Below are 14,883 nucleotides of genomic sequence, written 5' to 3' on the forward strand. Positions count from 1 at the left end.
CCACCCACCCCTCATCGGAAGGCGCCATGACGACGTCGAAGTTCGTGCTGCCCGAGAGCGACATCCCGACGACCTGGTACAACGTGGTTCCCGACCTGCCCAAGGGGCTGCCCCCGATGTTGCACCCCGGCACCCGGGAACCTCTCACCCCGGCGGACCTCGAACCACTCTTCGCCACCGGCATGATCGAGCAGGAGTTCAGCACCGAGCGGGACGTGGACATCCCCGGGCCGGTGCTGGACATCTACCGCCAGTGGCGGCCCAGCCCGCTCGTCCGCGCCCACCGTCTGGAAAAGGCCCTCGACACGCCGGCCCGGATCTACTTCAAGTACGAGGGGGTCAGCCCGTCCGGCAGCCACAAGCCGAACACCGCCGTACCGCAGGCGTACTACAGCAAGCTCGACGGCGTGCGGCGGCTGACCACGGAGACCGGCGCCGGCCAGTGGGGCAGCTCGCTCTCGATGGCCTGCACGTACTTCGGCCTCGACTGTGAGGTCTTCATGGTGCGGGTCAGCTACGACCAGAAGCCGTACCGGCGGGGGCTGATGGAGACGTTCGGCGCGTCGGTGACGGCGAGCCCGAGCGACCGTACCGCGGCGGGCCGGGCCGCGCTCGCCGCCGACCCGAACTCCACCGGCAGCCTCGGCCTGGCCATCTCCGAGGCGGTTGAGGCGGCGATGGCCAGCGGTGGCGCCGCCAAGTACGCCCTCGGCTCGGTGCTCAACCTCGTGTTGATGCACCAGACCATCATCGGCCAGGAGGCGCAACTCCAACTCGCCCTGGCCGACGACTACCCGGACGTCGTGATCGGCGCGGCCGGCGGTGGCTCGAACTTCGCCGGGCTGGCCCTGCCGTTCCTGCGCCGCCAACTGGGCGGCGGCCCGGCCGTGCGGTTCGTCGCGGTCGAGCCCTCCTCCTGCCCGTCGCTGACCCAGGGCACCTACGACTACGACTTCGGGGACACCGCCGGCCTCACCCCGCTGACCAAGATGCACACCCTGGGCCACGAGTTCCGCCCACCGGCCATCCACGCCGGTGGACTGCGCTACCACGGCATGGCGCCGATCATCAGCGCGCTGCGGGACCTCGACCTCATCGAGGCGCGTGCCGTGCCGCAGACCGCCTGCTTCGAGGCGGGCGTGCTCTTCGCCCGCAGCGAGGGGATCGTGCCGGCGCCGGAGTCCACCCACGCCGTCCGGGTGGCGGTGGACGAGGCGCTGCGCTGCCGGGAGACGGGCGAGTCGCAGGCGATCGTCTTCTCCCTATCGGGGCACGGCCACTTCGACATGCAGGCCTACATCGACTACTTCGCCGGAAAGCTGACGGACTGACCTCGCGGGGGCGGACGCCGTCGTGGCGTCCGCCCCCGCGCCGAGCACCGGGGGCGCCAATGCACAGCGAAGCAGCCACCATCCTCGCCATCAACGGGTCGGAACGGGCCGGCGGCAACACCGACCACGCCATCGCGCACGCGGGCCGGCTGATCGCCGAACGCGGCGCGACCCTGCGCACGATCGTGCTCCGCGAGCACCGCATCTCGCCGTGCAGCCCGTGCGGCGACTGCAACAGCCGAACGCTGCCCTGCCGGCTGGACGACGACGTCCCCGCCCTGGTGGAGCAGATGGCCGCCGCCGACGGACTCATCTACGCGGCCCCGGTGCACGGCTTCGGCCTCGCCCACCTCATGCAGGTCTTCATCGAGCGCGCGGGCGTCGGCTACCTGCGGTTCAACCGGCCGCTGGCCGACAAGGTCGGCGGCATCATCGTCACCGGACGTCGGTACAGCGACTCCTCCGTGCACAACCAGATCGTCAACAACCTGCTGCTCAACAGGATGATCCTGGTGGGCAGCGGATTCCCCGTCCTGTTGCGCAACACCACCGGCAGCCCCGGGCTGACCGACGCCGAAGGCGTCGACGCGCTCGAGCGGATGGTGCACCGGATGCTCGACATGGTGCAGCTGCTCAAGCGGCACCAGCGGGTCGACGGTGGCCCGGTCCTGCCGCGCCGGGACCGCAACGAACGCGTCCCGCGGCCCCGTCGCGCCGAAACCGTCCAGAGCAGAGGAGATATCGAGAATGTCCACTGAGCAGGTCGCCACTCCGGTCGGCATCGACTTCCCGGCCACCGAGTGGGAGAGGTGGGACAAGCCGGGCGCCGAGGGCCGGGTCAAGATGACGTACGTGGGCGGTCAGCGGCTGCGCCTGCTGGAGCTGCCACCCGGCTTCGACGAGCACCACTGGTGCCTGCGCGGGCACACCGGCTACGTGCTCCAGGGCGAGTTCACCATCCACTTCCGGGACCGGTCGGTGCCGTGTCGCCCCGGCATGGGGTTCGTCATTCCCGACGACGAGGAGCACCGGTCGCAGGGCAGCGACGCCGAGCCCACCGTCGTCTTCGTCGTCGACGAGGTTCCGCAGCCGTGAGCGACCAGCAGAGCGTCGCCTCGCCGGCCGGGTCGACGCCGGCCGGCGACGCCGACGGGCCGGCCCGGATCGCCGAGCTTCGGGTCGCCATCGACGGGCTCGACCGGCAGATCATCGCCCTGCTGGCCGAGCGCACCCGGGTGGTGCGGGAGCTGACCGTGCACAAGACGGACGAGGGGACCGTCCGCTCACCCGAGCGGGTGCGGCAGGTCCTCGACCGCGTACACGCCCTGGCGGTCGGGCACGGCATGCCGCCCGAGGTGGCCGTCGGCACGTACCGCGCCCTCATCGAGGAGCTGACCCTGATGCAGCTCGACATGCTGGCGGCCCGCCGCGCCGCCGCCGCGGCGACGGACACCAGATGAGCCACCGTCTGCCCGTCGACCTGCGGCACGCCCTGGCCAGCCTCGACCCGCTCCCCGGCGAGCTGGTGCGGGTCGCCACCGAGCTGCCCGCCCGCTACGGCGTGTCCGCCCACTACGCCCGCTGGGCGGGCGCGCCCGCCGCCCCTCCCACCGGCGCCGGCCCGGCCGTCCTCTTCGACCGGGTACGCCCCGATGACGGACCCACCCGGGCGGTGCTGATGGGCCTCTACGGCACCCGTCGACGAGCCGCCGGCCTGCTCGGCTGCACGCCCGCCGAGCTGCCGCACCGGCTGCTCGACGCGGTGGCCACCCCCCGCCCGGCGGAGTTCGCCGCCGACGCGTCCCGCTGGCTTCGCGAGTCGCTGCCGTTGGACCTGACCGCGCTGCCGGTGCCGGTCCTCACCGACGAGGACGCCGGGCCCTACCTGACCCTCGGCGCGGTGCTCGCCACCGACCCGGACACCGGGGTCCGCAACCTGTCCGTGCACCGCATGTGCGTGCAGGGGCCCGACACGCTGACCATCTGGATGGTGCCGGGGCGCGACCTGGAACTCGCGTACCAGGCCGCCCTGCGCCGGGGCCGCCCACTGCCGGTGGCGATCCACCTCGGCCTCAGTCCGGCGGTGCTGCTCTCCTCCTGCTGCCCGACCTCGCTGGTCCCGCCCGACCTCGATGAGCTGGCGGTGGCCGGCGCGCTCGCCGGCCAGCCGGTGGAGCTGCTGCCCTGCGCCACGGTGGACGCCGAGTTCATCGCCCACGCCGAGTACGTCATCGAGGGTGAGCTGCTGGCCGACCACGCGCCGGAGAGCGCGCACGGCACGGTGGCCACGCCGGAGTTCCTCGGCTACCAGGGTCGCGCGCACCCCTCGCTGCCGCTGATCCGGGCCACGGCGATCACCGCTCGGGAGAGCCCGATCCTGCAGGCGGTCTCCGGGCCCGGGCACGAGCAGTCGATCCTGCTCGGCTTCGGGATGGAGGCCGCCGTGCTGGACGTGCTGCGGCGGCGGGGGACACCGGCGCTCGCGGCGCACTGCCACACCGCCGGTGGCGGTCAGCTCATGGTGGTGCTCCAGTGGTCGGCCAAGCGCGGGCCACAGGACGACGTCGCGGTGCGCGCCGCCGCCGAGGCGGTGCTGGAGCAGTTCCGGATGGCCAAGCTGGTGCTGTGCGTGGGCGAGGACGTGGACATCGAGTCCGACCAGGACCTGTGGTGGGCGATGGTCACCCGGTTCCAGGCCGATCAGGACCTGGTCGTGCTGCCCGACCGGGAGGGCTTTCCGCTCGATCCGAGCCAGCACACCGGCTACTCGCCGTCGCTCTCGGCCGACGGGCGCACGGCCAAGGCGGTGTTCGACTGCACCGTCCCGTACGCCCAGAGCGCGCGCTTTCACCGGCCCCGCTTCACCGAGCCGTCGCGTCCCGCACCGCGGCGGCCAGCAGCGCCACTCCCTCGGTGATCCGAGCGGTGGGCAACGCCGCGTACCCGATCAGGAAGGTCGGCTCGGTCGGCGGCCGGGTGACGAAGTAGCCCGAGGCGGGATAGACCCGTACGCCCCGGGCGGCGGCGGCGCGCACGATCTCGGCCTCATCGACGTCGTGCGCGCCGCCCAGGGTCACGAGCACGTGCAGCCCGGCCGCCGTGCCGGAGATCCGTACTCCCGCGCCGAAGTGTTCGTACAGCGCTTCCAGCAGCCGGGCGCGACGCTGGCGGTAGAGGCGGTCCATCCGGCCGATGTGCCGGGCGTACGCGCCGGAGGAGATGAACTCGGCCAACGCCTCCTGGGTCACCGTCGGGGTCAGCCGGTCGGTGATCCACTTGATGCCCAGGAACGACCGGACGAGGTGCGGCGGCAACACCGCGTATCCGATGCGCAGCGACGGGAAGAGGGTCTTGCTGAAGCTGCCGACGTAGACCACGTCCGCGTCCTGCGGGTCGGCGGCCAACGACGCGAGCCGCTCCTCGGCGAAGGTGAACTCGTTGTGGTAGTCGTCTTCCAGCACCGTCGCCGCGTGGTCGCGGGCCCAGCGCAGCAACGCCCGCCGTCGCCGGTCGGACATGATGAACCCGGTCGGGAACTGGTGCGACGGGGTGACGTAGACGAGGCGTACCCGGGCCGGGTCGAGGCCGTGCGCGCGGACCCGGCAGTCGATCTCATCGACCCGCAGGCCCTCCTCGTCGACCGGGACCGGCACCACGGCGGCCCGCGAGTAGCCGAAGATCTGCCGCAGCACGGTGTGGCTCGGATCCTCGATGACCACCACGTCGTCCGCGCCGACGAGCAGCCGGACCAGGATGTCCATGGCCTGAGTCGCGCCGCTGGTCACGACCGTGTCCTCGCGGCGGGCGTCCAGCGCCCGGCTGCGTCGCAGCAGCGCGGTGATCTGGGTACGCAACGACGGGGAACCCTCGGCCGGGCCGTAGCCCAACGCCACCGCGTCCGCCCGGCTGACCGCGTCGGCGAGCGACTGCCGCCACCGGGTCACCGGGAAGCTGGCCAGCGCCGGGGTGCCGTGCCGGAAGTCGTACGTGCCGTCCGGCCGGTGCATCGGCGCCGGTTCCCAGGGCTTCCAGAGGGGACTGCCGGCGTCGGTGGGCAGCGGGGGCTCGGGTCGCAGGTGCGCGCGGGCGGCGCGGGGGACCCGCGGTGGCGCGTCGGCCGGTGCGGCGCTGACCCGGGTGCCGGAACCACGCCGCGACGTGAGCACCCCGTTGGCCCGCAGCAGCTCGTAGGCGCGGGTCACCACCGTCCGGGAGACCCCGAGCTGGTGCGCCAGTTCGCGGCTGGGCGGCACCGCGTCGCCGGGGCGCAGCCGGCCGGCGCGTACGGATGAGCTGATCTGGTCGCAGAGTTGCTGCTGCAACGGCACCGCACTGGCGCGGTCGAGCGTGACGAGGAGCTGGTCCGAACTCACCTGAGCATGCTCCCCGCTCGAGGTCAGGCTGCCCGGGAGGATCGCCTGCGGGCGGGGCGGTCGGTCTGCACGAATGTCGACAGTCGGCCCTGCACCAGCCGGCCGAGCACGTCCAGGAAGATCGCGCGGTCGCGCGACGGGACCGTGGCGAGGATGTCGTGCTGTAGTCCCGCGACGATCTGCCGCGCCTCGGCGACCAGCCGCTCGCCGTCGGGCGTGACGGTGACGATGCGGGCGCGTCGGTCGGTCGTCGAGGTGCGACGCCCGACCAGGCCGGCACGTTCCAGCTCGTCGAGGGTGACGACCATCGTCGTCTTGTCGATGCCGCACATCTCGCCGAGCTGGCTCTGGGTGAACTCGCCGGTGAGACCGCGATCGAGCACGCAGTAGGCACGCGTCGAGATGCTCAGGCCGGAGAGGGCGGCGGCGTGTTCCTGAGCCAGCGCGTGGGTGGCCCAGGACATCAGGAACATCAGGTCTGGTGTCGCGGCATCGGGCCCGGAGGTTCCGGTGGTCATGGCGGCAGCCTAGCAACTGGTTCGTGATTCGAACTATCTCGTAGCGGAGCATCGTCGTCCCGCGAACAAGTTAAGAACGAGATAGTAAAGAACGGAACCTTCTGATACGGTTCGATCTCGACAGCACGTCCCCTCCACTGAGGAGTCACCCCTGATGTCTGCGGAAGCCTCTGTTCCCCGTGCCGGTGCCAGCGCCTCGCGCGTGCGAGACCGGGCCATCGCCGTCGCGGTCGCCGTGCTCGCCGCCGTGGCCGTGTGGTCGATCGCGACCCTCGCCGGCGCGCAGCTCACCGTCGACCAGGGCGCCGGCCCGCGGGACGTCACGGTGCTCGCCGTCGTCCTGAACTCCGCGATCGCGGCGCTGCTCGGCTGGGGCCTGCTCGCGGTGCTCGAGCGCTTCCGGGCGAGCGCCATCACGATCTGGACGGGGATCGCTCTCGTCGTCCTCGTGCTGTCGCTCGTGCCGGCCTCCCTGGTCGACGCCTCGGCCGGCACCCGGGTCGCCCTCGTCCTGATGCACCTGGTGGTGGGCGCGGTCGTGATCGTGGGCTTGCGCAGGGGCGCGCGGGGCGCCTGACGGCGAGTGGCCCGCCCGTCCCGCTCCCGCGCGGAGCAGGACGGGCGGTCCCTCAACCTCGTACGCGCCGCAACGCGAGACCACCGAGGCCCAGGGCGGCCGACCCCACCACCAGGGCCACGTACGCCCCGCCCCGACCGTTGCCGGTCCCGATTCCGCTGTCGGAGGTCGCCACCACCAGCGCGCCGAGGCCCACGGCGAGCAGTCCGGACGCCAGGGCCACGGTCGCGCCGATCATCCCGCTGCCGGTGCCGACGCGACTGGTCGGGCGGGCCAGGGCCAGCGCGCCGACGATCACCCCCGCCAGGCCCAGCAGGCCGCCGACGCTCGCCCCGAGTCGACCGGTGCTCATGGTGGTGACGCTGGCCGCCAACGGCTGGTCCGGGGCGGCGATCCCCTCCAGCAGGGCGGACGTGGCAGCGGTGAACACCGACATGTGCTTCTCCTTCTCGTACGTCGTGGTGTGCCGTTCGATCGTGTCGCCGCGCCGGCCGCCGGTCGTCCGGCAACCGGAGGCTCTTCGTCCTGCCGCGGCGGGCGCAGGCGGCTGCCGCGTACGACGCACCCGCCGCGCGACTACCACGGACGCGGTAGTCGACGGTCGTTCGCGCGCAGGAGTCGCCCGGTGCGCGCCCCGGGCTAGGGTGCGCGCATGAGCACAGGGCGTGCCGTTGTCCGGGACTGGGTCATCGCCGTCGGCGTGGCGGTGGTGCTGCTGGTCGCCGGGCGGTCCACGGGCCCTTCCACGATGGACCTCGACCTGCTGGGCTACGCGCTGCTGGCCGCCGGTGGTCTGGCGTTGGCGGCGCGTCGCCGCGCTCCGGTCACCGTCCTGGCCGTCACCGGGCTGTGCGCGGTGGGCTACCAGGCGGTCGGTTTCGACGTGCCGGCGGTCGCCTTCCTGTTCGCGGTGTACACCGGTGTGCGGGCGGGCCACCGCGTCGTCACGGTCGTCGCCGCCGTGCTGATGCTCGTCGCGTTGCCGCTCACCGCGCTCGCCCCACCGCAGGGTCTGCCGTTGGGCGACGCGCTCGCGCGGGCCCGGGACGCCCTGGAGGTGGCGTGGCTGATCGCCGCCGGCGCGGCGGGGGAGGCGTTGCGGCAGGCCGAGCGGCGGGCCGACGAGGCCGAGCGCACCCGGGAGGAGACCGCGCGACGCCGGGCCGACGAGGAGCGGCTGCACATCGCGCGGGAGCTGCACGACTCGCTGACCCACCAGATCTCGATCATCAAGGTGCAGGCGGAGGTGGCCGTCCACCTGGCCCGTCGGCGTGGCGAGGCCGTGCCGGAGGCGTTGCTGGCGATCCGCGAGGCCGGCCGGGAGGCCAGCCGCGAGCTGCGCGCGACCCTGGAGGCGCTGCGGGACGACAGCAGGAACCCGCCGCGGGGCATCGACCACCTGCCGGAGCTGGTGCAGCGGGCTCGGCTGGCCGGGCTGGACGCGACGTTGACGGTGCGGGGGCCGCGACAGGCCGTGCCGGTGGCCGTGGATCGGACCGCCTACCGCATCGTCCAGGAGTCCCTCACCAACGTCGCACGGCACGCCGCCGCGGCCACCGCGTCGGTCCACGTCGACTACCGTCCGGACGCCCTCGCGATCCGGGTCGACGACGACGGCGCCGCCACGCCGGCCGCCGCCCCGGCGCCCGGCGTCGGGCTGCTCGGGATGCGCGAACGGGTCACCGCCCTGGGCGGTCGCCTGCACGCGGCGCCCCGCGACGGGGGCGGCTTCACCGTCCGCGCCGAACTTCCCGTCGGGCCGTCCGCGTGATCCGCGTCCTGCTGGTCGACGACCAGGCGCTGCTGCGCAGCGGCTTCCGCGCGCTCCTGGACATCGAGGACGACATCGAGGTGGTGGCCGAGGCGGCCGACGGTCTCCAGGGGTTGGCCCTCGCCCGACGTCACCTGCCCGACATCGCGCTCATCGACATCCAGATGCCGGTGCTGGACGGAATCGAGGCGACCCGGCTGATCGCCGCGGACCCGGCGCTGGCCGGCGTGCACGTCGTCATCCTGACCAACTACGGACTCGACGAACACGTCTTCCACGCGCTGCGCGCCGGCGCCGCCGGTTTCCTCGTCAAGGACATCGAGCCGGAGGACTTCCTGCACGCCGTACGCGTCGCCGCCCGAGGGGACGCGCTGCTCGCGCCGTCGATCACCCGCCGCCTCATCGACCGGTACGTCGCCGAACCACAGCACCTGCGGGTCCCGACCGGGCTGCGGGAGCTGACCAGCCGGGAACGCGAGGCCGTCGTCCTGGTCGCCCAGGGTCTGTCGAACGACGAGGTCGCGGCACGAATGGTGATCAGCCCGCTGACCGCCAAGACCCACATCAACCGGGCCATGGCCAAGCTGCACGCCCGCGACCGCGCCCAGCTCGTCGTCGTCGCGTACGAGTCCGGGCTGGTGGCCCCGCGTCAGCACTGAGGTCGGCGGCCCCCGGAGCAGGGACGGCGTCCAGGCTTGCCGCGCGGCGCCCCGGTCGACCCGTGCCATGATTGCGCCCATGGGCAAGCAGCAGCACGTCGGCGGGGCCGACCGGCACAGCGGGTCGGGAACCACGGCCGACCGTCCGACCGACGGCGGGGCGGACGCTCGACTCGCCCTCGCACAGGACCCCGCAACACCACAGATGACCCTCATCGACCTGGCGTCGGATGCATCGGTCACGGTGCGCAAGGCGGTCGCGGCGCGGCCGGACGCGCCCGCGCAGGCTCTGCGGACGTTGACCCGCGACCACGATCGTCAGGTCCGGGAGGCGGTGGCACGCAATCCCGCCACGTCGGTCGGCAACCTCCTGCGTCTCGTCAAGGACGCCGACCGGTGGGTCCGGTGGGCCGTCGCCAGCAACCCGGCCTGCGACGAGTCGGTCCGCCGGGTGATGGTCGCCGCGCCCGACAAGGAGCTTCGGGGCCTGCTCGCCGAGACCCGCGAGTTGGAGCCCCACCTCGCCGCCGAGCTGGTCGAGGACGCCTCACCCGAGGTACGCGAGCGGCTCGCCACCCACACCCACGACCCCGAGGTCGTCGTCGCCCTGTTGGCCGACCGCACCGTCCGCGTCCGCAAGGGGCTGGCCCGCAACCCGCGGACCACCGCCGCGCAGCGCAGCGCCCTGGCCAGGGACCCGGCGGTGGACGTACGGGCGGCCCTGGTCCGCGCCTTGGAGCTGAGCGAGGCGGATCTGGCAGGTCTGGTCGACGACCGTGCCGTGCAGGTACGCCTGGCCATGGCCACGTCCGAGCTCATCCCGTCGCACGTGCGGCAGGCGCTTAAGAACGACTCCGACGACATGGTGGCCGCCGCGGCACGTGACTATCGCCCCGGCGTCGGCAGCTCGCCGGTGGTGCGGGCACCCCGGATCGGGTCCCGTCGCCCGGACGGCGGCTCTCGCCGGCAGGGACGCGCGGCCACCTGACGTCGGCGGGCCCTAGGGGGTCCGCGCGCTCGGCTCACCGGCGCGATGTTCCCACCCGCGACGGGGCCGGCGGGTGATCCCGGCGCCGGTCGACGACGCCGCCTCGACCGGAAGGTCCCGGCCGGCGAGGCGGCGGAGCAGGTCGCGGATCTGGCGTTTGTCCGCGGCCGAGACGGTGTCGTCCAGCAAACGACGGCGGATGGTGCCCATGTCCGTCTCGACCTGCGCCAGCGCCCGGGGCGTCTCGGCCGCGTCCGGCATCGCGAGCGGCCGGATCGCGGCGGCGATGGAGAGGTCGAGGGTGGCGCAGAGGCTACGCACCTTCGCCAGCTCGGGGTAGCGCTGCCAGTCTCCGGCGAGCCAGCGGAACAGCGTCGAGCGGCTCACCCCGGTGTGGTGGGCGATGTCGCCGACGGTCCAGCCGTGTTCCTCGCGGGCGTCGTCGACGGCTTGGCGGACGAACTGCGCGAAGGCCATCTGAGGTGTCGTGGGGTAGGTGTCCATCCTCAGGTCCTGCCCTCCCATCCGGGTTGATCTGCCCTGCGGTGACGGCGGTACCACTGATCGTCTATCAGCTTCTGCGGCGGCGCAGCGGCGCTCGGGGCGCTGGCCTACTCCTTCGGGGTGGTGCGGATACTCAAATGCCGGTCGTCGCGGCGGATCGGCGGCGCGAACGCGCGGCCCGCCAGGGCGCACGGGTGGGCCTGGTCCCGTTCGCCGTCCCCTTCGGGGCCCACTGTCCCGTTCACGGCCTGTGATGGTCGCCGCAGCGCTGCGGCTACAACGCGTGACCTGAGTTACCGTTCGTCGAATCAGGTACCGTCCCCTGTCACACCGTCTTCGTACCAACCTGGCTGCCCGGCGCAACGGGAAGCCGAACCGGAGGGACACATTCGTGAGGGTCCGTAGCGCAGTCCGCCAGGCCGGCCTCGTCGTGGCGATCGCCGCTCTGGCGGTGACCGCGGGGTGTGCCAAGAAGGACGACAGCGAGGTCCAGGCCAGCGGGGTCAAGCTGGTCGAGGCCGGCAAGCTGACCGTCTGCACCCACCTGCCGTACCCGCCGTTCCAGTCCAAGGACGCCAGCGGCAAGGTCACCGGGTTCGACGTCGACGTGATGGACCTCGTGGCCAAGGAGTTGGGCGTCGAGCAGACGATCATCGACACGCCCTTCGAGGGCATCAAGTCCGGCCAGGACCTGAACACCGGCAAGTGCGACGCGGCCGCCGCCGGCATGACCATCACCGCCGAGCGGCAGAAGGTGATGAACTTCTCCGACCCGTACTTCGACGCGACGCAGGCGATGCTGGTCAAGACCGGGAAGCCGTACAAGTCGCTCGACGACCTGCGGGGCAAGAAGCTCGGCGTGCAGGCGGCCACCACCGGCCGTGACTACGCCCGCAAGTTCGAGAAGGAGAAGGGCCTGCAGCTCGTCGAGTTCGAGGATCTCGCCGCCCTGCAGCAGGCCGTCGCGAACGGTCAGGTCGAGGCCGCCGTCAACGACCTGCCGGTGTGGACCGAGTACCTGCGCAAGAACCCGGGTGGGTTCGCGGTGACCGCCGAGTTCGACACGGGCGAGCAGTACGGGTTCTCGGTGAAGAAGGACGCGAACCCGGAACTGCTCAAGAAGATCAACGAGACGCTGGCCAAGGCCAAGCAGGACGGCTCGTACGACACGATCTACTCCAAGTGGATCGGCAAGCGGCCGAACGCCTGATCGACGCTCCAAAGGGGTAGGGCGCGCGGACCGCGTGCCCTGCCCCGTCGGCACAATCCGGGAAGGCAACGAGCCAACGTGAAGCTGCGCCGCCGCCAGCGGGAACGACTGTCCCTCGGTATCCAGTACCTGGTCTTCGTCGCGATCATCGCCGCGGTGCTCCTCGCCGCGGACTGGGGCCGACTGGCCGACGCGTTCTTCCGCGTCGACATCATCGAGTCGATGTTCCCGACGATCATCACCGTGGCGCTGCGCAACACGATCCTCTACACGTTGGGCGCGTTCGCCTTCGGCCTCGTGTTCGGGACCGTGCTCGCGCTCATGCGGCTGTCCCGGGTGGCGCCGTACCGCTGGCTGGCGACCGCGTACATCGAGCTGTTCCGGGGGCTGCCGGCGCTGCTGGTGCTCTTCCTCGTCGGGTACGGCATCCCCATCGCCTTCCCGGAGCGGCAGATCCCCGGCGGCGTGTTCGGCTCGATCGCGATCGGTCTCGGGTTGACCGCCGCGGCGTACATGGCCGAGACCATCCGCGCCGGCATCCAGGCGGTGCCGAAGGGGCAGATGGAGGCGGCCCGTACCCTCGGCATGTCGCATTTCACCGCCATGCGCACGATCGTCATCCCGCAGGCGTTCCGGATCGTCATCCCGCCGCTGACGAACGAGCTCATCCTGCTCACCAAGGACTCGTCGCTGGCGTACGTGCTGGGCGTGACGGCACAGACCATCGAGGTCACCAAGTTCGGCCGGGACATGCTCAACGACCGGGTGAACGCCACCCCGCTGCTGGTGGCCGGCCTCGCCTACCTGGTCATCACCCTGCCGCTGTCCCAGGTGGTACGCCGCCTCGAACTCCGCTACGCCAAGGCCCGGTGACCCGCATGACGACCAGCCCGTCCCGTCCCGCCGTACAGATCCGTGACCTGCACAAGTCGTTCGGGCCGATCGAGGTGCTCAAGGGCATCGACTTCGAGGTCGGCCAGGGCGAGGTCGTCTGCGTGATCGGGCCGTCCGGGTCCGGCAAGTCGACCCTGCTGCGCTGTGTCGACCTGTTGGAGGAACCCACCGCCGGCACGATCTGGGTGAACGGCGTGGAGATGACCGACCCGGACGTCGAGATCGACGCGGTCCGCCGGGGCATCGGCATGGTGTTCCAGTCGTTCAACCTGTTCCCGCACCTGACCGTGCTCCGCAACCTCACCGTCGCGCAGCGCAAGGTGCTGCGCCGCTCGCGCGCCGAGGCCGAGCGGATCGCGCGGGCCAACCTGGAGCGGGTCGGCCTCACCGACAAGGCCGACGCGTTCCCCGCGCAGCTCTCCGGCGGGCAGCAGCAGCGGGTCGCGATCGCCCGGTCGCTCTCGATGGACCCGAAGCTGATGCTCTTCGACGAGCCGACCTCGGCGCTCGACCCGGAGTTGGTCGGTGACGTGCTCACCGTCATGCGTGGGCTCGCCGAGGAGGGCATGACGATGATGGTGGTCACCCACGAGATGGCGTTCGCCCGGGACGTCGCCGACCGGGTCGTGTTCATGGACGGTGGCGTCGTCGTCGAGCAGGGGCCGCCGCAGGAGGTGCTGGGCGCGCCGAAGCACGAACGGACCCGGGCGTTCCTCTCCCGCGTCCTGGACCCGACGCACGCGCGGGTCGGTCAGCCCGAGCAGCCGCCGGCGCCACCGGAAACCCCCAGCCTGCCGGCCGACGACCGGCACGGTCTCTGACACCACCAGCGCCGGCCGATCGATGGCCATTGTGATGTCGCGGTAATCTTCCTGCAATCAGACCTGTACTTTCGTCGATGGATTACATAAGTTGGGTTCATCCATCGAAAGTTCTGAGTCTTCCGAGCGAAGTCCGCGACGATCCTCACCCCAGTCGTGCTGCCGCCTTGTGCTCGGCGGTCGATGCACCCTGCGCTCGTCGCGTCTTCGCCCGGTCGGGAACGGAGACCCATGGACGATCAGGCCGTTGGCTCCCATCGCCACCTGTCCCGCCGATCACTGATCGCCACCGGGGCGCTCGCCGCCGGAGCGTTGGGCGCGTCCGCCCCCACGCTCGGGAGCGCCTTCGGAGGCAGCCCCGCGCAGGCCGCCGCCGGAGTGACCAGGAAGGTCACCATCTACGCCGAGCAGTTGCCCGGCGGGCTGTACGGCTACGGCCTCGCACCCGGCCAGGCCACCGTGCCCGGACCGGTGCTGGAGATCTACGAGGGTGACACCCTGGAGATCACCCTGGTCAACACCACCGACCAGCGGCTGTCCATCCACCCGCACGGCGTGGACTACAGCACCGACTCGGACGGTAGTCCGTTCAACGACTCCTTCAACGACCCCGGCGAGACACGGACGTACGTGTGGCGCTCGCACGAGATGGTCGCCGCGTCGGGTCGCCGGTACATGCCCGGCAGCGCCGGCTACTGGCACTACCACGACCACGCCATGGGCACCGACCACGGCACGGCCGGCGTCGCGAAGGGACTGTACGGCGCGCTGATCGTCCGGCGTCGGGGCGACATCCTGCCGGAGAAGCAGTTCACGGTCGTGTTCCACGACATGACGATCAACAACCGGATGGCCCCGAACACGCCCATGTTCGAGGCGAACCTGGGCCAGCGGGTGGAGTGGCTCGCCATCGGGCACGGCAACCTGTTCCACACCTTCCACCTGCATGCCCACCGCTGGGCGGACAACCGCACCGGGATGCTCGAAGGGCCGGCCGACCCGAGCCTGGTCGTCGACAACAAGGACCTCAACCCGGGCAGCTCGTTCGGGTTCCAGGTGCTGGCCGGGGAGGGCGTCGGGCCCGGCGCGTGGATGTACCACTGCCACGTGCAGAACCACTCCGACGGCGGCATGGCCGGGATCTTCCTGGTGCGCAACGCCGACGGCAGCATGCCCCCCGGCGCCGAGGAGGCGATCCACCGGTTCCAGGGCCACACCCACACGCACGGAAGCTGAC

The 14,883-nt window shown here is 71.9% G+C and carries 16 protein-coding genes and 1 pseudogene; 13 read left to right on the forward strand and 4 right to left on the reverse strand.

From position 1 onward, the window contains the following. Positions 1-26 precede the first annotated feature (26 nt). Genes AB0B55_RS16465 through AB0B55_RS16485 form a run of 5 tightly spaced genes read left to right on the forward strand, consistent with a single transcriptional unit; the run spans position 27 to position 4,248 of the window. Positions 27-1,331, forward strand: a complete 1,305-nt coding sequence (locus AB0B55_RS16465) for a TrpB-like pyridoxal phosphate-dependent enzyme (RefSeq protein WP_357121091.1) — start codon at positions 27-29, stop codon at positions 1,329-1,331. Positions 1,332-1,390: 59 nt separating this feature from the next. After that, positions 1,391-2,089: a flavodoxin family protein gene (locus tag AB0B55_RS16470; protein ID WP_357172087.1), complete on the forward strand. Its 699-nt coding sequence runs from the start codon at positions 1,391-1,393 to the stop codon at positions 2,087-2,089. Beyond that, positions 2,079-2,426 (forward strand): cupin domain-containing protein, encoded by a 348-nt coding sequence (locus tag AB0B55_RS16475; protein WP_357121097.1) that lies wholly within the window; start codon positions 2,079-2,081, stop codon positions 2,424-2,426. Before AB0B55_RS16470 ends, AB0B55_RS16475 begins: the two co-directional genes overlap by 11 nt. Beyond that, positions 2,423-2,791, forward strand: coding sequence for a chorismate mutase (locus tag AB0B55_RS16480; protein ID WP_357172088.1), 369 nt, complete (start codon positions 2,423-2,425; stop codon positions 2,789-2,791). Before AB0B55_RS16475 ends, AB0B55_RS16480 begins: the two co-directional genes overlap by 4 nt. Beyond that, positions 2,788-4,248: a UbiD family decarboxylase gene (locus tag AB0B55_RS16485; RefSeq protein WP_357172089.1), complete on the forward strand. Its 1,461-nt coding sequence runs from the start codon at positions 2,788-2,790 to the stop codon at positions 4,246-4,248. Before AB0B55_RS16480 ends, AB0B55_RS16485 begins: the two co-directional genes overlap by 4 nt. Here the strand turns inward: AB0B55_RS16485 and AB0B55_RS16490 are convergent. Beyond that, positions 4,193-5,704, reverse strand: coding sequence for a PLP-dependent aminotransferase family protein (locus AB0B55_RS16490; protein ID WP_357121106.1), 1,512 nt, complete (start codon positions 5,702-5,704; stop codon positions 4,193-4,195). The genes AB0B55_RS16485 and AB0B55_RS16490 overlap by 56 nt on opposite strands. Positions 5,705-5,727: 23 nt before the next feature. Then, entirely contained in the window at positions 5,728-6,222 is a 495-nt protein-coding gene (locus tag AB0B55_RS16495; RefSeq protein WP_357121109.1) for a MarR family transcriptional regulator, read from the reverse strand. Between the two features lie 202 nt (positions 6,223-6,424). On the opposite strand from AB0B55_RS16495, the gene AB0B55_RS16500 reads away from it, so the two are divergent. Then, on the forward strand, positions 6,425-6,799 hold the full coding sequence (locus AB0B55_RS16500; protein WP_357172090.1) for a DUF6069 family protein: 375 nt from the start codon (positions 6,425-6,427) through the stop codon (positions 6,797-6,799). Between the two features lie 52 nt (positions 6,800-6,851). On the opposite strand, the gene AB0B55_RS16505 is transcribed toward AB0B55_RS16500, so the two are convergent. Further along, on the reverse strand, positions 6,852-7,235 hold the full coding sequence (locus tag AB0B55_RS16505) for a DUF6223 family protein (RefSeq protein WP_357121115.1): 384 nt from the start codon (positions 7,233-7,235) through the stop codon (positions 6,852-6,854). Between the two features lie 216 nt (positions 7,236-7,451). Between AB0B55_RS16505 and AB0B55_RS16510 the strand changes: the two genes are divergently transcribed. From AB0B55_RS16510 to AB0B55_RS16520, 3 genes are all read left to right on the forward strand, one after another. Beyond that, the gene (locus AB0B55_RS16510; protein WP_357172091.1) at positions 7,452-8,570 is read left to right on the forward strand and encodes a histidine kinase; all 1,119 of its coding nucleotides are present in this window, start codon (positions 7,452-7,454) and stop codon (positions 8,568-8,570) included. Next, positions 8,567-9,229: a response regulator transcription factor gene (locus tag AB0B55_RS16515; protein ID WP_357121121.1), complete on the forward strand. Its 663-nt coding sequence runs from the start codon at positions 8,567-8,569 to the stop codon at positions 9,227-9,229. Before AB0B55_RS16510 ends, AB0B55_RS16515 begins: the two co-directional genes overlap by 4 nt. A 79-nt stretch (positions 9,230-9,308) precedes the next feature. Further along, positions 9,309-10,217, forward strand: a complete 909-nt coding sequence (locus AB0B55_RS16520) for a hypothetical protein (RefSeq protein ID WP_357121124.1) — start codon at positions 9,309-9,311, stop codon at positions 10,215-10,217. Between the two features lie 117 nt (positions 10,218-10,334). Here AB0B55_RS16520 and AB0B55_RS16525 read toward each other — a convergent pair. Further along, a pseudogene (locus tag AB0B55_RS16525) lies at positions 10,335-10,721 on the reverse strand (helix-turn-helix transcriptional regulator); the annotation flags it as partial. A 391-nt stretch (positions 10,722-11,112) separates the two neighbouring features. Here AB0B55_RS16525 and AB0B55_RS16530 point away from each other — a divergent pair. From AB0B55_RS16530 to AB0B55_RS16545, 4 genes are all read left to right on the forward strand, one after another. Beyond that, positions 11,113-11,931, forward strand: coding sequence for a basic amino acid ABC transporter substrate-binding protein (locus AB0B55_RS16530; RefSeq protein ID WP_357172092.1), 819 nt, complete (start codon positions 11,113-11,115; stop codon positions 11,929-11,931). A 78-nt stretch (positions 11,932-12,009) separates the two neighbouring features. Next, on the forward strand, positions 12,010-12,804 hold the full coding sequence (locus tag AB0B55_RS16535; protein WP_357121130.1) for an amino acid ABC transporter permease: 795 nt from the start codon (positions 12,010-12,012) through the stop codon (positions 12,802-12,804). 5 nt (positions 12,805-12,809) lie between these two features. Continuing rightward, the gene (locus AB0B55_RS16540; protein ID WP_357172093.1) at positions 12,810-13,646 is read left to right on the forward strand and encodes an amino acid ABC transporter ATP-binding protein; all 837 of its coding nucleotides are present in this window, start codon (positions 12,810-12,812) and stop codon (positions 13,644-13,646) included. 231 nt (positions 13,647-13,877) lie between these two features. Further along, entirely contained in the window at positions 13,878-14,882 is a 1,005-nt protein-coding gene (locus AB0B55_RS16545; RefSeq protein WP_357172094.1) for a multicopper oxidase domain-containing protein, read from the forward strand. The last annotated feature ends 1 nt before the right edge of the window (position 14,883 follow it).

This window comes from Micromonospora sp. NPDC049107 (genome assembly GCF_040648595.1).
Taxonomy (GTDB): Bacteria; Actinomycetota; Actinomycetes; order Mycobacteriales; family Micromonosporaceae; genus Micromonospora.